13 protein-coding genes and 1 pseudogene are annotated in these 17,804 nt (G+C 72.4%); 9 read left to right on the forward strand and 5 right to left on the reverse strand.

The window, feature by feature from the left end:
• Positions 1-27: 27 nt before the first annotated feature.
• Positions 28-2,319 (reverse strand): DEAD/DEAH box helicase, encoded by a 2,292-nt coding sequence (locus BJF79_RS23520; protein WP_083733739.1) that lies wholly within the window; start codon positions 2,317-2,319, stop codon positions 28-30.
• 238 nt (positions 2,320-2,557) lie between these two features.
• Between BJF79_RS23520 and BJF79_RS23525 the strand changes: the two genes are divergently transcribed.
• From BJF79_RS23525 to BJF79_RS23540, 4 genes and pseudogenes are all read left to right on the forward strand, one after another.
• Complete coding sequence (locus BJF79_RS23525; protein WP_021597910.1) at positions 2,558-2,911, forward strand: STAS domain-containing protein; 354 nt, start codon at positions 2,558-2,560, stop codon at positions 2,909-2,911.
• An 11-nt stretch (positions 2,912-2,922) separates the two neighbouring features.
• Positions 2,923-3,363 (forward strand): ATP-binding protein, encoded by a 441-nt coding sequence (locus tag BJF79_RS23530; protein WP_075900489.1) that lies wholly within the window; start codon positions 2,923-2,925, stop codon positions 3,361-3,363.
• Between the two features lie 599 nt (positions 3,364-3,962).
• A pseudogene (locus BJF79_RS23535) lies at positions 3,963-6,421 on the forward strand (sodium-translocating pyrophosphatase).
• Between the two features lie 278 nt (positions 6,422-6,699).
• Positions 6,700-7,170 (forward strand): SixA phosphatase family protein, encoded by a 471-nt coding sequence (locus BJF79_RS23540; RefSeq protein WP_075900491.1) that lies wholly within the window; start codon positions 6,700-6,702, stop codon positions 7,168-7,170.
• Between the two features lie 41 nt (positions 7,171-7,211).
• Here BJF79_RS23540 and BJF79_RS23545 read toward each other — a convergent pair whose 3' ends face one another.
• Positions 7,212-8,441, reverse strand: a complete 1,230-nt coding sequence (locus BJF79_RS23545; RefSeq protein ID WP_075900493.1) for an FUSC family protein — start codon at positions 8,439-8,441, stop codon at positions 7,212-7,214.
• Here BJF79_RS23545 and BJF79_RS23550 point away from each other — a divergent pair.
• Positions 8,419-9,537 (forward strand): hypothetical protein, encoded by a 1,119-nt coding sequence (locus tag BJF79_RS23550; protein WP_143220111.1) that lies wholly within the window; start codon positions 8,419-8,421, stop codon positions 9,535-9,537. The two genes, BJF79_RS23545 and BJF79_RS23550, sit on opposite strands and share 23 nt — an antisense overlap.
• A gap of 202 nt (positions 9,538-9,739) precedes the next feature.
• Here the strand turns inward: BJF79_RS23550 and serB are convergent, their stop codons facing one another.
• From serB to BJF79_RS23570, 3 genes are all read right to left on the reverse strand, one after another.
• Positions 9,740-10,966 carry a phosphoserine phosphatase SerB gene (gene serB / locus BJF79_RS23555; protein ID WP_075900515.1) on the reverse strand — a complete coding sequence of 409 codons (1,227 nt, stop codon included), beginning with the start codon at positions 10,964-10,966 and terminating at the stop codon, positions 9,740-9,742.
• A gap of 66 nt (positions 10,967-11,032) precedes the next feature.
• Positions 11,033-13,417, reverse strand: coding sequence for an MFS transporter (locus BJF79_RS61265; protein WP_262402465.1), 2,385 nt, complete (start codon positions 13,415-13,417; stop codon positions 11,033-11,035).
• A complete protein-coding gene (locus BJF79_RS23570; RefSeq protein ID WP_075900499.1) occupies positions 13,414-14,100 on the reverse strand; it encodes an SDR family NAD(P)-dependent oxidoreductase in 687 nt (228 codons plus the stop codon). The genes BJF79_RS61265 and BJF79_RS23570 overlap by 4 nt, the downstream gene beginning before the upstream one ends.
• 313 nt (positions 14,101-14,413) lie before the next feature.
• Here BJF79_RS23570 and BJF79_RS23575 point away from each other — a divergent pair, with 313 nt between their 5' ends.
• The 4 genes from BJF79_RS23575 to BJF79_RS23590 all read left to right on the forward strand — a co-directional run bounded on the left by BJF79_RS23575 (position 14,414) and on the right by BJF79_RS23590 (position 17,631).
• The gene (locus BJF79_RS23575; RefSeq protein ID WP_262402466.1) at positions 14,414-15,487 is read left to right on the forward strand and encodes a GAF domain-containing sensor histidine kinase; all 1,074 of its coding nucleotides are present in this window, start codon (positions 14,414-14,416) and stop codon (positions 15,485-15,487) included.
• Positions 15,484-16,149 carry a response regulator gene (locus tag BJF79_RS23580; RefSeq protein WP_075900501.1) on the forward strand — a complete coding sequence of 222 codons (666 nt, stop codon included), beginning with the start codon at positions 15,484-15,486 and terminating at the stop codon, positions 16,147-16,149. The genes BJF79_RS23575 and BJF79_RS23580 overlap by 4 nt, the downstream gene beginning before the upstream one ends.
• 36 nt (positions 16,150-16,185) lie before the next feature.
• Entirely contained in the window at positions 16,186-16,905 is a 720-nt protein-coding gene (locus BJF79_RS23585) for a PP2C family protein-serine/threonine phosphatase (protein WP_262402467.1), read from the forward strand.
• 399 nt (positions 16,906-17,304) lie between these two features.
• Positions 17,305-17,631 (forward strand): DUF2752 domain-containing protein, encoded by a 327-nt coding sequence (locus BJF79_RS23590; RefSeq protein WP_075900503.1) that lies wholly within the window; start codon positions 17,305-17,307, stop codon positions 17,629-17,631.
• Positions 17,632-17,804 lie beyond the last annotated feature (173 nt).

Here is a 17,804-nt window from a genome sequence, read left to right on the forward strand (position 1 = left end):
GATCGCCGACGCTTGCGGTGGCTCTCGTCAGGGCGCGCTTTTTAGGAGGATATCCAGCAGGACCAGGGCGCCGTCCTTGTCCAGCGGGTCGTTGCCGTTGCCGCACTTCGGCGACTGGATGCAGGACGGGCAGCCGGAGGCGCACTCGCAGGAGCCGATCGCGTCGCGGGTGGCGCGGAGCCAGGCCGACGCGTCCGCGTAGCCGCGTTCGGCGAAGCCGGCGCCGCCCTCGTGGCCGTCGTAGACGAACACCGTCAGCAGGCCGGTGTCGGGGTGCAGGGCGGTGGAGACGCCGCCGATGTCCCAGCGGTCGCAGGTGGCGAACAGCGGCAGCAGTCCGATGGACGCGTGTTCGGCGGCGTGCGCGGAGCCCGGGAGGTCCAGGTCGAGGCGTTCGGTCTCGTCGGCCGAGAGCGTCCACCAGACGGCGCGGGTGCGCAGGGTGCGGGGCGGAAGGTCGAGGGGTTTCTCGCCGAGCATCTCGCCGGTCTGCAGGCGGCGCATCTGGTAGCCGACGACCTGGCGGGTGACGTCGACGGTGCCGAAGTTGAGCGTCGCCTCGCCCCACGCGGACGAGCGGAGGCGTTCGACGATGCCGATGTCGGTGACGTCGCGGGCGGTCGTGGAGTAGTCGGGTTCGGCGGGTTCGACGAGCGCGACCGAGTCGTCCAGGTCGAGGGTCTGCACGATGAACGACTCGCCCTGGTGGACGTAGACGGCGCCGTCGTGGACGGTCGTGTGCGCGGACGCCTCGTCGACGGTGCCGAGGAGACGGCCCGTGGACGATTCGACGACCTGGACGGGCGCGCCGCCCGCACCGCGGATGTCGGCGAGCTCGACGGCCTTGTCGCGGCGCGTCCAGTACCAGCCGGCGGGGCGGCGGCGGAGGAACCCGCGGCGCACGAGGTCGGGCAGGAGGTCGGCGGTGGTGGGGCCGAACAGTTCGGTGTCGGCCTCGGTGAGGGGCAGTTCGGACGCGGCCGAGCACAGGTGGGGTTCGAGCACGTACGGGTTGTCGGGGTCGAGGACGGTCGCCTCGACGGGGGTGCCGAAGATCGCTTCGGGGTGGTGCACGAGGAACGTGTCGAGGGGGTCGTCGCGGGCGACGAGGACCGAGAGGGACGCCTGACCGGAGCGTCCGGCCCGGCCCGCCTGCTGCCAGAGGGACGCGCGGGTGCCGGGCCAGCCGCACACGATGACGGCGTCGAGGCCGGAGACGTCCACGCCGAGTTCGAGGGCGTTGGTGCTGGCGAGGCCGACCAGGTCGCGGGAGCGCAGGGCGGCTTCGAGGGCGCGTCTCTCTTCGGGGAGGTAGCCGGCGCGGTAGGCGGCGATCTGCCCGGGGAGGTCCGGGGAGACGTCGGCCAGCGCGCGCTTGGCGCCGAGCGCGACGGACTCGGCGCCGCGGCGGGAGCGGACGAACGCCAGGGTCTGCACGCCCTCGACGACGAGGTCGGCGAGGAGGTCGCCGGCCTCGGCCGTGGCGGTGCGGCGGACGGGCGCGCCGCGTTCGCCGCGCAGGTCGGTGAGCGGCGGCTCCCAGAGCGCGAACGTGGCGGGGCCGCGGGGGGACGCGTCGTCGGCCACGGCGACGACGTCCAGGCCGGTGAGACGGGACGCGGTGGTCGCGGGCTCGGACGTGGTGGCGGACGCGAGGACGAACGTCGGGGACGCGTGGTAGCGGGCGCAGACGCGGCGGAGGCGGCGGAGGATCTGCGCGACGTGCGAGCCGAAGACGCCGCGGTAGCCGTGCGCCTCGTCGACGACCACATACCGGAGGCGGCGGAGGAAGGAGGACCAGCGGGCGTGCGAGGGGAGGATCGACCGGTGCAGCATGTCCGGATTCGTCAGCACATAGTTGGCGTGCTGACGGACCCAGGTGCGGTCTTCACGGGGTGTGTCGCCGTCGTAGGTCGCGGCCCGGACGCGCGTGAGCCGGAGCCCGCGGAGCGTGCGGAGCTGGTCGGCGGCGAGCGCCTTCGTGGGAGAGAGGTAAAGGATCGTACCTTCGCGGTCTTCGTCGTAGACGGCGTCGACGGCCGGAAGGAGGTAGGCCAGGGACTTTCCGGACGCCGTCCCTGTGGCGATGATCACAGACCGTCCGGCACGGGCGTGCTCGGCGGCGGCGGCCTGGTGCTCCCAGGGCGCGTCGATGCCGGCGGCGGCGAGGCGCTCCACGAGGAGGGGCGGCGACCAGGACGGCCACGGCGCACGGCGGCCCTCACGTGCGGGAACGCGTTCGACGTGCGTGATGCGGTCCCGCCGCGTGGGATCGGCCAGCAGCCGGTCCAGGGGAGTTCGAGATATCTGCGCGGCCATCAGGTTTTCAGTTTGCCAGCATGGGCAAAACTACGGGAACGCCCCGGCGCCGGTGGCCGATCCCCCCTGCCCTCGCAGCGGATCAGCAGGTCAGACGGGAGGCGCTGACTTTCGCCCGAGTGGGCGATAACGTGCGTACGCCGCGCCGGAGCGTGGTTGAATCACGGCGATGTCCCGCATGACCGGCCCCCGGGCGGGGATGTGGGACCAGATTGTGCTGCACGGCGCTGGAGGATCTGTGGACCTGAAGGTGAACGACTACACCACCGACGATGGCCTCACCGTCATCAACGTGGAGGGCGAGATCGACGTCTACACGGCGCCGAAGCTTCGCGAGAAGCTCATCGATCTGGTCAACAAGGGGAAGTTCCACCTGCTCGTGGACATGGAGAAGGTCGAGTTCCTCGACTCGACGGGCCTCGGCGTCCTGGTGGGCGGGCTCAAGCGGGTGCGGGCGCACGACGGCTCCCTGGAACTGGTGTGCACCCAGGAGCGCATCCTCAAGATTTTCCGGATCACCGGGCTGACCAAGGTGTTCGGCATCCACGACTCGATCGCGGAGGCCGAGGAAAAGCGCAAGGGCGCCAAGTAGGCGAAGCGGCTGTGGAGACCGTTGAACTGTCCATCAATGCGCGGCCCGTCCATGTCCGGACCGTCCGGTTGATGATCGTGACCTCCGTGGCGCGGCTCAACGGCGTCGGCGAGGACATCCTGGACGAGGTCAGGCTCGCGGTCGGCGAGGCGTTCTCGCGGGCCGTGGAGGCGCACGTCCGGCACTGCCCGGACGAGCCGATCCGGCTGGAGCTGACCGGGGGCGAGCACCGCTTCGAGGTCACGGTGAGCGACACCGTCCCCGGGGACGACCCGGGCGGGTTCCCGGCGGCCCCGGACGCGGACGATCTGGAGTACGGCTTCGGCGAGGGCGCGGCGGAGCTGGGCCTGGCCGTCATCGCCGGGCTCGCCGACGACGTGGACATCTCCGCGACGCCCAAGGGCGTCCAGATCCGGATGAGCTGGCCCGCCGAGGCCCAGGCGATCGTCTGACCCCCGGCACTTTCGAAGGCCCCGCCCCGGCGGGGCCTTCGCCATGCGGCGTGCGCTTTCCCGACGTCGTCCGGTGCGCGTTCTCGGACGTCGTCCGGTGCGCGTCCGTCGAACGTTCCGGCGCCCGCCGGGCGGCGTCCATGGCACCATTCGAGGATCTTGGAATTGGTGGGGGCCGGGTGACTCCCGGGGATCTTGATGTGAGATCGTCTTGCGGAAGATCACGAATCACGGGTGATTGCGGCCCGGGCGTAAACGGGGTTGCAGTCGGCTCGTAACCAGGTGGACGTGAGTGGTTCGTGTGCGGGGTGTGCCGGATGTCCGGTGTCAAGGTTGCTTTGAGGTAAGAGGATGCTTGCCTGGGTTGACCTGGGGCGATGCCGGTCGAATTTCGGCGAAGGTCAAATTCGAGAGTAAGTCTCATTGCTTTGGCGTGACGTTTTCGTTAAGACACTTGTGCCCTTCTTGATCACAAGTCGCGTGCGTTGACTCGCGGCACGCGCGTTGCCGCGAGAGGCGTTCGAAATCACGACTTGCGGGGTAAGCGGTAAAGATCGACTTTGAGGTCGAGATCGCAACGCCCCTGTCGAGGAGGACGGATGTCTGGGCTTTCCCTGTCAAGCCCGGCCGGCGCTGAAGTGGATCTCGGCGGCGGCGACCTGTCCCTGGTCGTCGTCGTCGCGGTGATCGCGCTGCTGGCACTGGCCGTCGCCGCGGGTCTGGTACGCGACGTGCTGGCCGCGGGTCAGGGCACCGAGAAGATGCAGGAGATCGCGAAGGCGGTGCAGGTGGGCGCGGGCGCCTATCTGAAACGCCAGTTCCGTACGGTCGCGGTGTTCGTGGTGCTGATCCCGCTCGTGTTGCTGCTGCTTCCCGCCGACGGTGCGGGCGAGCGCATCGGACGGTCGGTGTTCTTCGTGTTCGGGGCGCTGTTCTCGGCCGTGACCGGGTTCACCGGCATGTGGCTGGCGGTGCGCGGCAACGTCCGGGTCGCGGCCGCCGCGCGGGAGGAGGGCGGCGAGCGGACGGCGATGCGGATCGCCTTCCGGACCGGCGGCGTCGCCGGGATGTTCACGGTCGGGCTGGGGCTGTTCGGCGCCGCGGTCGTGGTGCTGGCCTACCAGGGCGACGCGCCGCGGGTGCTGGAGGGGTTCGGGTTCGGCGCGGCGCTGCTGGCGATGTTCATGCGGGTCGGCGGCGGGATCTTCACCAAGGCCGCCGACGTGGGCGCCGACCTGGTGGGCAAGGTCGAGCAGGGCATCCCGGAGGACGATCCGCGCAACGCCGCGACGATCGCCGACAACGTGGGCGACAACGTCGGCGACTGCGCGGGCATGGCGGCGGACCTGTTCGAGTCGTACGCGGTGATGCTGGTCGCGGCGCTGATCCTCGGCACGACGGCGTTCGGCACGCAGGGCCTGGTGTTCCCGCTGCTCGTCCCGATGATCGGGGTGATCACCGCGGTGATCGGGATTTTCGCGGTGGTGCCCCGGGCCGGGGACCGGTCCGGGATGTCGGCGATCAACCGGGGGTTCTTCGTCTCGGCGCTGTTCTCGGCGGTGCTCGTCGCGATCGCCGCGTTCGTGTACCTGCCGGGGTCGTTCGCCGAACTGGACGGCGTCACCAACACCGAGATCGCGAACATGGACGCCGATCCGCGCTGGATCGCGCTCGGCGCCGTCCTCATCGGCATCGTGCTGGCCAGCGCCATCCAGCTGCTGACCGGCTACTTCACGGAGACGAACCGCAAGCCCGTCAAGGAGGTGACCGGCAGCGCCCGGACGGGCCCGGCGACGGTCATCCTGTCGGGGATCTCGCTCGGCCTGGAGTCGGCGGTCTACACGGCGCTGGTGATCGGCGGCGCGGTGTACGGGGCGTTCCTGCTCGGGTTCGGCAACACGACGGTCGCGCTGTTCGCCGTCGCGATGGCCGGGACGGGCCTGCTCACGACGGTCGGCGTGATCGTCTCGATGGACACGTTCGGGCCGGTGTCGGACAACGCGCAGGGCATCGCGGAGATGTCCGGGGACGTGCAGGGCGAGGCCGCGGCCGTCCTGGAGCGGCTGGACGCGGTCGGCAACACGACCAAGGCGATCACGAAGGGCATCGCGATCGCGACGGCGGTGCTGGCGGCGACGGCGCTGTTCGGGTCGTACCGCACGACGGTGATGTCGGCGTTGAACGACGCGTCGCAGGACGCCAAGGACGCGCTCGGCGACTTCCAGGTGTTCAGCCTGTCGATCGACTACCCGAACGTCCTGATCGGGCTGATCGTCGGCGCGGCGGTGGTGTTCCTGTTCTCCGGCCTGGCGATCATGGCGGTCGGACGGGCGGCGGGACGGGTGGTCGTGGAGGTGCGCGAGCAGTTCCGCAACAAGCCCGGCATCATGGACTACACCGCCAAACCCGACTATGACCGCGTCGTGGACATCTGCACCCGGGACGCGCAGCGCGAGCTGGCCACCCCCGGGTTGCTGGCGATCATGACGCCGATCGCGGTCGGGTTCGCGCTGGGGTACGCGCCGCTGGGCGCGTTCCTGGGCGGCGCGATCGCGGCGGGGGTGCTGATGGCGGTGTTCCTCTCGAACTCCGGCGGCGCCTGGGACAACGCGAAGAAGCTGGTCGAGGAGGGGCAACTCGGCGGCAAGGGCAGCGAGGCGCACGAGGCGACGGTGATCGGCGACACCGTCGGCGACCCGTTCAAGGACACCGCGGGGCCCGCCATCAACCCGCTGATCAAGGTGATGAACCTGGTGGCGCTGCTGATCGCGGACGCGTCGTGACGTACGCGGGCAACGTGCCGCTGCGCGTCGGCGTGACGATCGGCGCGGTGCTCGTCGTGGTCGCGGCGATCGTGATCTCCAAGCGGCGGGTGGATCCGATCGCCGAACCGGCGATCGAGGGCCCCGGCCCGTCGGTCGGCGGCGGCGACGCCGAGGCGGTCCCGGACGGCGACGCGAAGTCCGTCGGGCCGGTCGAGGGCGCGGCGCCCGAGGAGGCGACGGTCGAGGCCGCCCCGCGCGCGGAGGGCGAGGAGTCGCAGGTCAACAAGGCTTGACCGGGTGCGGAAGGGGGCCGGCCGGTGCGGTCGGCCCCCTTCCGTGCGGGTGGTGTCGGAAGCACGGGGAAGCGGTCGTACGCTGTACGTGGATGCGGCCCGGCGGTCCGGGTGCGCGCGAGGAGACCGGGAGGCGTGGTGGCCGGCGGCAAGTCGACGATGTCAGGGCCCAAGGGGTTCGCCCTTGTGCTCGCCGGGATGCTCGGGATCATGGCGCTGCTGTGGGGGCTCGCCGCGCTCGTCGCCCCCTGAGAGCCCGCTGCCGTAGTGTTTCGGGCATGCCGACGTTGATCGTGCTCCGGCACGCCAAGGCCGAGACCGGACTGGACAAGGCCGACATCGACCGCACGCTCGCCGATCGCGGACGGCGCGACGCCGCGGCGACCGGCGATTGGCTGCGCGCGCGCGGACTCGTCCCCCAGTACGTCCTGTGCTCCTCGGCCGCGCGCACACGCGAGACCCTGCAGAAACTGGCGTTCGACGGCGTGGAGACGTCCTTCGAGTCACGGATCTACGACAACGACCCCGACGCCCTGCTCGACCTCGTGCGGGAGGCACCGGAGGACGCCTCGACGGTGCTGCTGCTCGGCCACAACCCGTCGGTGCACTCGCTCGTCCACGACCTCACCGGCGACGCGCCGCGCGAGTTCCCGACGTGCGCGCTCGCCGTCGTCGACCTCCCGGACGGCTGGGCGGACGTCCGGCGTGGCGCGGGCACGCTCGTCACCGCCCGCACGCCGAAGGACTGACCGGACGGAACGGGACGGAACGGAACGGGACGGGACGCGCGTCAGCGGCGGTCCCCGGAGAATCCGGACGCGGCGAACGACGCCTCGATGACCCGTCCGGCGTCGCGGCGCAGCGACCGGATCGCGTAGCGGGTGCCCGACACCTGCAGCAGCGCGTGCCGCAGCGGCGTGAACTCGTCCCGTCCGATGCCCGACTTGATCTCCGCCCGCCGCCGCTTGGTGATCTTCGACAGATGGTCGTCGAGGTCGGCGAGCTGCTCGCGGAGTTCCGCGACGGACGAGCCGTCCTCTTCGTCCCGTTCGTCCGGCGGGTCCTCCAGGACGGCCCCGGCCTCCTCCAGCTCGTCGGCGATCCGGTCCAGGATCTCGGGGATCGGCCCGGTGTCGACGGCCTCCTCCCGCGACATCCGCGACACCGCGATGAGGTGGTCGCGGACGCGGTGCGCGGCGCGCACGGCGGTGCGCAGCCGGGCGATCAGCTCGGCGTCGGGCACCCGCTCCTGCTCCAGCCGGTCGCGGGTCTCGGCGACGGCCTCCGCGGCCCGCTCGGCGGCGACGATCGTCTCGTGCGGCAGCCGCACGTGCTCGCCCGCCAGGACGTCCGCGGTGGACCGGACGAGCGTCGCGTGCGTGTCGGTGAGCCGTCCGAGCTGCACGGGCAGCCGCTCCAGGTGACCGGCCGGCCACAGCAGCCGGACGGCGAGGTAGGCGAGCAGGGTCCCGGCGATGGTGAGGAGGATGCGCTCCCCGGCGGTGCTCCAGTCGGACGGCACGGAGAATTCGAGCAGCATCATCGCGAGGGGCGTGCCGAACAGGAACCAGTACGCGGAGTTGACCGAGCGCATCGCGAACCCGGCGAACGCGAAGAGCAGGACGACGAACGCGATGGTGAACTGGCCGGGCGCGAGCGTCAGCAGCACCGCCGCGATGATCGACCCGGCCGCCGTCCCGCCGACGCGCTGCACGAGCCGCTCGACCGTCTCGCCGTAGGTGGCGCGCAGGGACAGCATCGCGGTCAGCGTCATCCAGTGGCCGTGCGACAGGTCGAGCGCGGCGGCCAGCGCCATCGACACGACGGCCGTGAGGAAGACGCGCGACACCTGCCGGAACCGCGGCGACCGGGTGGCGACGGCCTTGCGGACCCGCTCCCACACCGGCAGCGGGTTCGTCTCCGGGATCCGGGGCGGCCCGAACCCGAGCCGCAGCCCGCCCGCGGTGATGCGCCGCGCGGACGCGACCTCGCCGGCGATGCGGTCGATCGACCGCCGCACCTGCCCGATGAGCGCGAGCGACGAGGTCCTCCTCGCCCGCGAGCCCGGCCCGGCGGACGCCCTCGGCGGCGCGTCCCATCCGGCGGACGGCGGCGGACTCCTCCCCGCCGAGCGGCGCCTCCCCCGACGTCGCGACCGCGCCCGCCAGCAGCCGCAGCCGGGCGGCCAGCGCGGAGATCGCGGTCTGCGCCTCCATCTTCCACTCGCGCTCCGGCGGGTAGTTGCGGGCGGCCTCCACGACGGCCTGCAGCGTCACCGTCTCGTGCAGGACGCGGGCCAGCGCCTCGATGAGCCGCTCGGGCCGCGTCGGGTCCTCCCGCCCCCGGTCGGACCGGTACAGGCCGAACGTCGTGCGGGCGGCGGTCAGCGCCTCGGACGCCGCCCGCCGCCGCTGCTCCCAGTCGGGCAGCCGCGCGACGGCCAGCAGGTCCGGGTTCGTCAGCTCGACGGCGTCCAGCGGCGCGGGATCGGGCGCGTCGACGTGCTCGGCGACGGCGTCGAGGGCTTCGGCGACCGCGTCGGCGGCCTCGCTCAGCGCGGCGTTCAGCGGCCGGAGCCGCCGCGCGGGCCACGGGGCGAGCAGCAGCGCGGTGGTGAACGCCCCGCCGATCAGCTCCAGCAGGCCGACGTCCAGGACGACGTCGGCCTGCCGCGGCCGGATCGCGGCGAGCAGGACGGCGAGCCCGGCGGTCGGCCCGATCCGCGGCACCGCGACGCCGAGCGCGATCAGCGGCGGGACGATCGCGACCGCGAGCCACGTGTTGCCGGCCAGCGACCCCCCGATGGTCGAGCCGACGGCCACGACGACGACGGCGAGGCCCAGTTCCCGGGCGCGCGCGCCGTACGGGCCCTCGGGGGTTCGCAGGGCGACCAGGTACGCGCCCAGCGCGACCATCGACCCCTGCCCGGCGTGCCCGGTGAGCGCCCCGGCGAGCAGCGGCACCGCGATCGCGATCGCCGCCGCGACCCCGTACCAGGGCGCCGCCCGCCCATTCGCCTGCACGTACGCTTCGCGCGCACGCTCCCACACCGTAAGCCTCCAAGATCACCGACCGCATCACCGATCTACCCTGGTGATCAACGGTACGAACGGTGAACCTCGGAGCCGTCCGATTTCATTCCGCGTACGCGCCTCGCCCGACGCCGCGAGGGCGATGCCACGATCAGGCTGCCGCGAAGCCCCGCACCGCGTGTACGCGCCGGGCGACCCAGCGCCTCGGCGTGGACGACCGCAGCGTGCATACGTGTGCCGCACAGAACTCGGTTTCTCGCAACAGCACGCGAGGATCGTTCCGCGACTAGCGGAGGGTTCGGGAGGTGGTCCCCTCAAGAGAATCTGCCGCGTCGGCGGCCAGTACTTCTTCGCGGGAGATGCCCAGGAGGAAGACGATCGTGTCCAGGTAGGGGACGTTGACGGCGGTGTCGGCGGCCTGGCGGACGACGGGCTTGGCGTTGTAGGCGATGCCGAGGCCCGCGGCCTGCAGCATGTCGAGGTCGTTGGCGCCGTCGCCGATCGCGACCGTCTGGGCGATGGGGACGCCCGCCTCGCGGGCGAAGCGTTCGAGGGCGGCGGCCTTGCCGGGACGGTCGATGACGGGGCCGACGACGCGTCCGGTGAGCTTGCCGTTCTCGATCTCGAGGGTGTTGGCGGCCGAGTAGTCGATCCCGAGGTCGTCGACGAGGGCGTCGGTGACCTGGGTGAAGCCGCCGCTGACGATCGCGAACTCGTAGTCGAGGCGCTTGAGGGTGCGGACCATGGTGCGGGCCCCGGCGGCGAGCTTCAGCCGGTCGCGGACCTCGTCGATGGCGGACGCGTCGAGCCCGGCGAGCAGCGCGACGCGCTCGCGCAGGGAGCCCTCGAAGTCGAGTTCGCCGCGCATGGCGGCCTCGGTGACCTTGGCGACCTCGGCGAGGCAGCCGGCGTGCTCGGCGAGCAGCTCGATGACCTCGCCCTGGATGAGGGTGGAGTCGACGTCCATCACGATGAGCCGCTTGGCGCGCCGGGACAGGCCGCCGGGCTGGACGGCGACGTCGACCTGGCGTTCGGCGGCCTCGGCCGCGAGACCGGCGCGCAGCGCGTCGGGATCGGCGCCGGAGACGTCCATCTCGATGCAGGTGACGGGGTCGCCCGCGAGGCGTTCCATGCGGTCGATGTTGGCGCCGTGCGCGGAGATGCGGCCCGCGATCCCGGCCATGGCGGCGGGCGTGAGGGGGGCGCCGAGGACGGTGACGTGCAGCCGTCCGCGCCGTTTCGGCGTGCGGGAGTCGCGGCCGGTGGAGAGCTCGACCTCCATGTCGAGGTCGCTCCCGACGCGTTCGGCGGCCTTCCACACGCCGCCGATGTCGGTGTCGGCGGGGTAGGCGACCAGGACGCCGAGGACGAGCCGGCCGCGGATCACGACCTGTTCGACGTCGACGACGGTGACCTGGAACTCGGCGAGCGTCCTGAAGAGGCGTGACGTCACGCCGGGGCGGTCGCGTCCGGTGAGTGTGATGAGCAGCGTGCGCTCGGCTGACCCGTCCATGCTGTGGTCCACGCTACCGGCTCGGGCGGCCGGAGCCGCGTGTGACGTCCGCCATGCGAGACGGGTTCAGGGAATCAGGAGGTTGACGTCGCCGAATTCGTGCCAGCGGTAGTGCTCGTCGAGCGCGGCGCGGTACACGGTGGTGAGGAGGCCCGGACCTGCGACGGCGGCGAGCATCATCAGGTGGGACGAGCGCGGCTCGTGCAGGCCGGTGAGGAGCCCGTCGACCGCGCGGACGCCGATCTCGGGCGTGACGATGTGGTTCGTCCAGCCCGTGGACGGCTCGACGCGGCCGGTGACCGCGGCGGTTTCGAGGGCGCGGACGGCGGTGGTGCCGACCGCGATCACCCGCCCGCCTTCGGCGCGGACGTGCCGGACGAGCGCGGCGGTCGGGGCGGGGACGTCGTAGCGCTCGGCGTACGGGGGTTCGTGGGCTTCCGGGGACGCGACGCCGGTGTGCAGGGTGATCGGGGCGAACAGGACGCCGCGCGACACCAGGCGCGTGACGAGTTCGGGCGTGAAGGGACGGGCGGCGCTGGGCATTTCGGCGCCGCCGGACGCGCGGTCGTGCGCGAAGACGGTCTGGTACGCCGCGGTGGGCTGGTCCCGGGGGACGTACCCGTAGCGGATGGGGACGCCGTGGCGGTGCAGGTACGGGACGACGTCGGTGCTGAGCCGGGCTCGCCAGAGCCGTTCGGTGCGGCGTTCGACGAGGGTGAGGGTGGCGCCGCCGGGCATGGGGATCCATTCGCCGGGGGAGCCGCCGCCGTAGGGGCGGGTGGACGTGCCGGTGAGGCGGCGCAGTTCGACGAGCCAGAGCCGGTCGTCGGCGTCCGGGACGGGGGTGGAGAAGTGGACGCCGATGCGGTCGAGGCGGACGGCGGCGGGCAGGGTCGCGGAGGTGTTGACGACGAGGAGGTCGCCGGGGCGCAGGAGGCCGGGCAGGTCGCGGAAGGCGTGGTGGGTCACGTCGCCGGTTGTGCGGCGGCCGACGAGGAGGCGGACGTCGTCGCGGGCGCGGCCGCGCGCCTCGGGCGGCTCGTGGGCTTCGAGGTCGGGGGGAAGGGCGAAGTCGATGGTCATCGGGATGCCTCCAGTCGGAGTGCGGAGATGATGCCGAGGGCGGCGACGGCGGCGAGGAGCGTCCCGGCCGCGGCGAGGCCGAGTTCGAGGTGGTCGGTGCCTGCCGCGGCGACGATCGCGCCCGCGATGCCCACGACCAGGGACGTCCCGAGCATGTCGCCGATCTGCAGCGCGGAGGAGTTGACGCCCTGCTCCTCCTCGCTGGAGCCGTCGAGCAGGAGGACGCTGAGGCTGCCGACGGCGAAGCCCATCCCGGCGCGCCGATGAGCCAGGCGGGGGCGGCGGCCCAGCCGGTGAGCTGCAGCGCGACGGTGACGGCGACGACGCCGGTGGTGACGCAGGCGGCGCCGAGCCGCACGAAGAACGCGCGGGAACGCTTCGAGCGTCCCTGGTACTGCGACGCCGCCGACCAGCCGAGGGCGGCCACGGTGAGGACGACCCCGGCCTCGGTGGGGCCGAACCCGTGCAGGGTGGTGAGGGCGAGCGGGATGAACACGTCCGTGCCCATGAACGCGCCGGAGAGCAGCCCGCGGGTGAGGACGACGCTGGGCAGGCCGCGGCGGAACCGGAACGTCCCGGCGGGCAGGAGGCGGGGCAGCCCGAACACCAGCCCGGCGAGTCCGGCGGCGACGGCGGGGACGATGATCCAGCCGGGGGCGTCGAGTCCGTAGAGCAGGACGGCGGCGCCGACGGAGACGGCGACGGCCGCGACGGCCCGCCGCCGGCGGCGGGCGTGCCGCGGGTGTTCTCGGCGGGTCCGGTGCCGCGCAGCGCGCGGACCAGGAGCAGGGTCGGCGGGATCACCAGGGGGATGAGCCCGAGGAACACCCAGCGCCAGCCGACGTGCTCGGCGAGGACGCCGCCGACGGCCGGGCCGAGCAGCGACGGCAGCACCCACGCCGCCGACTCCGCCGCGAACACGCGGGGCCGCAGCGATTCGGGATAGATGCGGGCGACGACGACGTACATCGCGACCATGGCGAGTCCGGTGCCGATGCCCTGCACGGCGCGTCCGAGGACGAACAGCCACATCGTGGGCGCGGCGCCCGCGACGGCGAGCCCCGCGACGAACGTCCCCAGACCGATCAGGAACGGGCGCATCGGGCCGGCCCGGTCGATCCAGCCGCCCGCGAGGACCGTGGACAGCAGCCCGGCGATCAGCGTCGCGCTGAACCCCCACGCGTACAGGGCGAGGCCGTTCAGATCGGCGGCGACGACGGGCATGACGGTCCCGACGGCCATGGCCTCGAACGCCAGCAGGGTGACGACGAGGACGATCCCGAACGTGGGCCCCCGGTAGCCGGGGCCGAGCACGCGCGGTTCGTCCGGCGCCGCGGGGGCGTCCGGCCGCAGGACGGTCGTCGTCATCGCGCACCGGCCAGGTCGGACGCGCGGTGGCGGCCGCTCGGGAGCCGGTCGGCGATCAGGCGGTGCAGGGCGGCGGCGGCCTCCTCGGGCGGCGGGGCCGCGTCGGCGTCCTCCCCGGCGGCGCGCAGCATACCGGTGCGCATCTCGCCCGGGTCGGCCCACCAGACGGCCAGGTCGGGCTCCTCGGCCGCCAGGACGTTCGAAAGCTGCTCCAGCGCGGCCTTCGACGAGCCGTAGCCGCCCCACGTCGGGTAGTTCTCGACGGCGGCGTCCGAGGTGATGTTCAGGATCGCGCCGCGCCGCTCCCGCAGCGCGGGCAGCACGGCCTGGATCAGCGCGAGCGGGGCCAGGACGTTCGTCGCGTAGGCGTCGGCGAGGTCGGAGATCGGCTGGTCGGCCAGCCGGGGCAGCGGCGTCGTGCCGAGGGTGCCCGCGTTGTTGACGAGCAGGTCGAGGCCGCCGCCGACGGCGCCGGCGAGGGCGGCACGGTGCTCGGGGTCGGCGACGTCCCCGGGGACGGCGGTGACGGCGGCGCCGAACCCGGCGGACGCGGCCCGCAGCGCGTCGGCGTCCCGCGCGTCGACGACGAGGGCCCAGCCGTCCCGGGAGAGTTCGCGGGCGAGGGCCCGGCCGAGGCCCCGGGAGGCTCCGGTGATCAGTGCGGTCTTCCGTACGCTCTTCATGCCTGAGAACCTAGGGATCCGCGCGTGTCACGGGCATCGGCCCGGAGCCTGGGCGGGGGTCGGCGGATGGTCTTAGGACTCCGGTCCCGGGACCGGGTCCGGGCGGGTGCGTCCGGACACGGCCGCACCTCCTTCCGGCGGCTGATTCGCGATGACCTCGCGTGCGAGTACGGTTCTTGTCAGGCGGGACGCGGCGGGGCCGTGCAGACTGGAGGAAAGGGCCGGGCGAGAGGGCCGGACGAGAGGGCGGGATGCACGACGACGACGGGCTTCGCGGCGGGCAGGGCGCGACCTGCACGCCGTCAGTTCCGCCGTGCTCGCGGTGACCCGGCACCTGTCGGTCCACGAGGTGCTGCAGGTGATCGTCCGGGCGGCGGCGCAGCTGCTGGACGCCCGGTACGCGGCGCTCGGCGTGCCCGACGACGAGGGCTCGTTCGCCGAGTTCGTCGTGGAGGGCGTCTCCGACGACGACTGGGAACGCATCGGGCCGCTGCCCCGCCAGCACGGGATGCTCGCCGCGATGCTGCGCGACGACGCGCCGAAGCGGCTCGCCGACATCCGCCGCGAGCCCGAGTTCGAGGGCTGGCCGCACGCGCACCCCGTCCTGAAGGACTTCCTCGGCGTCCCGATCCGGGACGGGGCGGACGTGCTCGGCATCGTCTTCCTCGCCAACAAGCGGCATCCGGGCGGTTTCACGCAGGAGGACGAGGATCTCCTCGCCCTGTTCGCCGCGCACGCCGCCATCGCGATGACGAACGCCCGGCTGTACGAGCACAACCGGGAGCTGACGGTCGTCGCCGAGCGCAACCGGCTCGCCCGCGAGCTGCACGACGCGGTGGCGCAGAAGCTGTTCTCGCTGCGGCTGACGGCCCGGACGGCGGCGGCGCTCGCCGAGCGGGACGCGGCGCGGACCGTCCGGGAGCTGGCGCAGGTGGAGCGGCTCGCCGCGGAGGCGCTCGCCGAGCTGCGCGCGGTGATCAACGAGCTGCGCCCGGCGGACCTCGCGGACGGGCTCGTCCCGTCGCTGCGCAAGCACGCCGAGGTGCTCGACCGGGCGCACGAGACGTCCGTCCGGTTCACCGGCGACGAGGCGATCGTCCTGCCGGAGGAGCACGAGGCGGTGGCGTTCCGCATCACCCAGGAGGCGCTCTACAACGCCCTCAGGCACGCGGGCGCGCGCGCCGTGCACGTCCGTCTCGGGACAGAGGACGGACGGGCGGTGCTGCAGGTGTCGGACGACGGTGCGGGGTTCGAACCGGACGACGACCAGCAGAACGGGCTCGGCCTCGCGTCGATGCAGGAGCGGGCGGTGTCGATCGGCGCGCGGCTCGACGTCGCGTCGGCGCCGGGGGCGGGCACGACCGTCCGGCTGGAGGTGCCGCTGTGAGCGCGCGGGCGCCGATCAGGGTGCTGATCGCCGATGACCACCCGGTCGTCCGGCAGGGGCTGCGCACGTTCCTCGGCATCCAGGACGACATCGACGTCGTCGGCGAGGCCGCGGACGGCGCGTCGGCCGTGTCACTGGCCGAATCCGTCGAGCCCGATATCGTGCTGATGGACCTCAAGATGCCGGGCGCCGACGGGCTGACCGCGCTGACGGAGCTGCGGGCACGCGGGGTCTCCGCACGGGTCCTGATCCTGACGAGCGTCACGGAACGCGGGCACGTGCTGCCCGCTGTACAGGCGGGCGCCGCCGGGTACCTCTACAAGGACGTCGACCCGCAGGCGCTCGTCCAGGCGATCCGGGCGGTCCACGACGGGCACGTCCTGTTCGCGCCCGACGCCGCCGAGGCGATGCTCGCCGAGCCGGCGTCCGGGGACGACCGCGGCCTGGCCGCGCTGACCGATCGGGAACGGGAGGTGCTCGTGCACATCGCGCGGGGAAGGTCCAACAAGGAGATCGCCCGCGCGCTCGTGGTCTCGGAGAAGACGGTCAAGACGCACGTCAGTAATCTGCTCATGAAACTGGGAGTCCAGGATCGGACGCAGGCCGCTCTCTACGCCGTACGGCATGGTGTCGGAACCGTTGGGGAAGGCGCTCGTGACTGATACAACTCCTCTGACAGGATCGTCATCGAAACTGATATGAACGTAGCAATCAGGTACGCAGCAGGCAGCGACATCGGGTGCAACCGAGAGAACAACGAGGACTCGGGTTACGCCGGTGCGCGGTTGATCGCGGTCGCGGACGGGATGGGCGGTTATGCCGGCGGCGAGGTCGCCAGCTCGACCGTCATCGGATCGCTGCGCTCGCTGGACGCCGATGCGCGCGGTGACGACCTTGTCGACATGTTGGGACGCGCCGTCGCCGAGGCCAACGAGAAACTCCGCATCGTGCGCGAGGAACGGCCGGATCTGAGCCGGATGGGCACCACGCTCACCGCGATGCTCTGGTCGGGTTCGTCGGTCGCTTTGGCGCACATCGGCGATTCGCGCGGTTATCTGCTGCGCGACGGCGAGCTTTTCCAGATGACCCAGGACCACACGATGGACGAGTTGCTGAAGGCGGAGGCCGAACAGTCTGGGCAGACGCCCGACCCGGCCGAGACGTCGCGGCTCTCGCACGTCCTGTACCGGGTGCTGGACGGCCGCGACGACCGGGAGCCCGACCTGCGGCTGCGCGAGGCCCGCCTCGGCGACCGGTATCTGCTGTGCTCGGACGGCCTCAGCGGCCCCGTCGACGCGCAGACGATCTACGAGGTGCTGTCGGCGGAGGCGACCCGCACCGCGCCGTCGCCCGGCTCATCGAGCTCGCCCGCGAGAACGGCGGCCCCGACAACATCACCGCGGTCGTCGCCGACGTGATCGAGGCCGAACACGTCACCGAACAGGACGCCGCCCTCGTCGTCGGCGCCGCCGGAAGCGCGTGACGTCCGTCACGCGGGACTGGGCGTCCGAAGTCGTGGTGGAACAGCAAAGAGCACGCACGTAGATGGCGTTTTGTCCTACTCTTGCCCCGAGGCGGTCAAGAGCACGATCCGTGTAACGGTCCAGTAGCGGATCGTGGTCGGGGCTTGACCTGCCTCTGGGTGCACCTTGTATATGGGTCACTCACCTGATGTCATCGACACGGAGGATCCGTTGGGGGGAGCGCCCGGGGCGGCGGTCACCGGCGCATCGCAAGGTGCACTCGGGGGAATCGTCAGCCGGACTCTCACCGCAGCGCGGCACGGCCCCAAGGGGACGCTGCTGCGGGTAGCGGCGATGGCCGTCGCGGCCGTCGGCGCCTCATGGATCCACCGGGTCAACGACCCCGGCGTGCTCTGCCCCTTGCGGGCGCTCACCGGCATTCCGTGTCCCATCTGCGGAGGAACGACCGTGTTCATCGAGTTCGGAGCGGGCCGCCCGGCCCGTGCCGTGCTCGCGAACCCGGTGGTCTTCGCCGGCGCGATCGGCTTCGCCGTCGCGCCGCTGGGGGCGGGACGACGGTGGTGGGCACTCGCGCCGAGAACCCGCACGTGGGTCCTCGGAATCGCCCTCGTGGGGTCGGAGCTGTGGCAGCTCGTTCGGTTCGGTGTCCTGCCGGTTTGAACCGGGGTTCGATCTCCGGTCAGACTTGCGGAGCCCACCGGGTCCGGCGGGCGTCACATAACCACAGGGTCAATCAATAAGGAGCAAGTGTGGGTAACCCCTACGACCCGTACGGGCAGCAGCCGGGCTACGGTCAGCAGCCCGGCTACGGCCAGCAGCCGGGATACGGCCAG

It is taken from the genome of Actinomadura sp. CNU-125 (genome assembly GCF_001942465.1).
Lineage (GTDB): Bacteria > Actinomycetota > Actinomycetes > Streptosporangiales > Streptosporangiaceae > Spirillospora.

What these genes read in the sequence shown, in the direction of transcription:
- BJF79_RS23585 (WP_262402467.1), top strand. Translation starts at nt 16,186, where the DNA reads ATGAACGTAGCAATCAGGTACGCAGCAGGCAGCGACATCGGGTGCAAC.
- BJF79_RS23570 (WP_075900499.1), bottom strand. Translation starts at nt 14,100, where the DNA reads ATGAAGAGCGTACGGAAGACCGCACTGATCACCGGAGCCTCCCGGGGC.
- BJF79_RS61265 (WP_262402465.1), bottom strand. Translation starts at nt 13,417, where the DNA reads ATGACGACGACCGTCCTGCGGCCGGACGCCCCCGCGGCGCCGGACGAA.
- BJF79_RS23590 (WP_075900503.1), top strand. Translation starts at nt 17,305, where the DNA reads ATGGCCGTCGCGGCCGTCGGCGCCTCATGGATCCACCGGGTCAACGAC.
- BJF79_RS23520 (WP_083733739.1), bottom strand. Translation starts at nt 2,319, where the DNA reads ATGGCCGCGCAGATATCTCGAACTCCCCTGGACCGGCTGCTGGCCGAT.
- serB (WP_075900515.1), bottom strand. Translation starts at nt 10,966, where the DNA reads ATGGACGGGTCAGCCGAGCGCACGCTGCTCATCACACTCACCGGACGC.
- BJF79_RS23540 (WP_075900491.1), top strand. Translation starts at nt 6,700, where the DNA reads ATGCCGACGTTGATCGTGCTCCGGCACGCCAAGGCCGAGACCGGACTG.
- BJF79_RS23550 (WP_143220111.1), top strand. Translation starts at nt 8,419, where the DNA reads ATGCGGTCGATCGACCGCCGCACCTGCCCGATGAGCGCGAGCGACGAG.